This is a genomic window from Azonexus sp. (assembly GCF_036170495.1).
Lineage (GTDB): Bacteria > Pseudomonadota > Gammaproteobacteria > Burkholderiales > Rhodocyclaceae > Azonexus.
On sequence record NZ_JAVHPH010000376.1, the window covers coordinates 1 to 2063 of the forward strand.

The 2063-nt window shown below is 64.1% G+C and carries 1 protein-coding gene; it reads right to left on the reverse strand.

Annotation, left to right across the window (positions count from 1 at the left end; all coding sequences use genetic code 11):
- Window positions 1-306: 306 nt before the first annotated feature.
- The coding region (locus ADADOO_RS13740; protein WP_511278068.1) for an acyl-CoA dehydrogenase family protein at window positions 307-2063 on the reverse strand (1757 nt) is incomplete at its 5' end.

The window sequence follows — 2063 nt, forward strand, 5'->3', positions numbered from 1 at the left end:
GCGCGGGAATGACGGCGACAGCGGTTGGGCACGGGACGTTTTACCGGGCCCCTTGAGAGGTGCCGAGCAACGCAGGAAGGCCGGGGGCAGTCGGCGAGGACTGTCTGAGGGGCGCAGCCCCGAGTTCCGCAGCCGCCCGGCTTTCCGAGTAGCGCAGGGAACCGGCGCAGCCGGCACCGACCCAGGGTCGCCTTCTTCTTTGGCTACTTTCTTCTTGGCGAAGCAAGAAGAAAGTACGCCCGCGCCTCAAGCGCGGAACCACCGGTTGAGAAAGGACGACCCCCAGGCCAATTCAACAACAACCCCTTAAAAAACCTCGTCGCCAACCCCAACCAGCGCCGCATCCCCAGCCCTGACGGTTTCCCCATAGGAGGTCGCCAGCGGCAGCATCTGGTCAGCGTAGAACCATGCCGTGGCGGTCTTGGCCCGGTAGAAGGCCTGATCGCCCTCAGCCCTGTCGAGATAACCGGCCGCCGCCAGCGCAGCCTTGCCCATGAACCAGCCGCCACAAACGGTGACGGCGAGATGCAGGTAGGGCACGGCTGCGGTCAACACGCCGGAGAGGTTGGTTTTGGCGTTGGCAGCTAGCCATTCTGTCGCTTCTGTCCAAGCCTTGAGTGCGACGCCGAGGCGTTGGCCGATGGCTTGGAGTTCGGGCTTGTCGGAGGTGCCGAGCGCTTTGGCGGTGGCGTAGACCTCGCCGAAGATGACTTTGGCCGTGGCGCCCTGGTCGCGCATGAGTTTGCGGAACAGCAGGTCGTTGGCCTGGATGCCGGTGGTGCCTTCGTAGATGGTGGTGATGCGCGAGTCGCGCCAGTGCTGGGCGGCGCCGGTTTCTTCGATGAAGCCCATGCCGCCGTAGATCTGGATGCCGAGCGAGGTGACTTCGATGCCCATCTCGGTGCCGCCGCCCTTGACGATGGGGATCATGAATTCGGCGAGCCACAGTTGGCGCTTGCCCTCTTCGCTGTGCCCAGCCGCATGGGCGCGGTCGAGCAGGCCGGAGGTGTAGTAGGTCATGGCGCGGTTGGCTTCAACGCGGCACTTCATGAGCATCAGCATGCGGCGGATGTCCGGATGTTTGTCGAGCGTAACCAACGCCTCGCCGGTCAGCGCATCGCGGCCTTGCTTGCGTTCGCGGGCGAAAGCGAGGGCCTGCTGGTAGGCGCGTTCGCCCAGCGCGATGCCTTGCAGGCCGACGCCGAGACGGGCTTCGTTCATCATGATGAACATGTATTCGAGGCCGCGGTTGGCTTGGCCGAGCAGGTAGCCGACGGCACCACCATTGTCGCCGTAAGCCATGACGCAAGTCGGGCTGGCGTGGATGCCGAGCTTGTGTTCGATGGAGACGCAGTAGGCGTCGTTGCGGCCGCCGAGCGAGCCGTCGGCATTGACCAGGAACTTGGGCACCAGGAACATCGAGATGCCTTTCACCCCGGCCGGCGCATCGGGCAGGCGGGCGAGCACAAGGTGGACGATGTTGTCCGTCATGTCGTGGTCGCCGTAGGTGATGAAGATCTTCTGGCCGAAGACGCGATAGCTGCCGTCGGCCTGCGGCTCGGCGCGGCTACGGATCAGGGCGAGATCGGAGCCGGCTTGCGGCTCGGTGAGGTTCATCGTACCGGTCCACTCGCCGGTAATCATCTTTTCGAGGTAGATCGCTTTCAACTCGTCGCTGGCGCAGGTCAGCAGTGCTTCGACGGCGCCGGTCGTCAGCAATGGGCCGAGCGAAAAGGACAGATTGGCCGAGCAGACCATTTCCTTGACGGCGATGCCCAGCGTGTCTGGCAAACCCTGGCCGCCAAAATCAGCCGGCGAGGTAATGCCGTTCCAGCCGGCTTCGCAGAAGGCCTTGTAGGCTTCCTTCCAGCCAGGCGGCGTGGTGACGCCGTTCGGCGTCAGCTTGCAGCCTTCCTTGTCGCCGACGCGGTTGAGCGGAGCGAGGACTTCGCCGGTGAATTTGGCCGCTTCATCGAGAATGGCATCGGCCAGATCGGGGGTTGCCTCCTCGAAACCGGCGATCTGGCTCAGTTCCTTGAAACCGGCCAGTTCGTCCATGACGA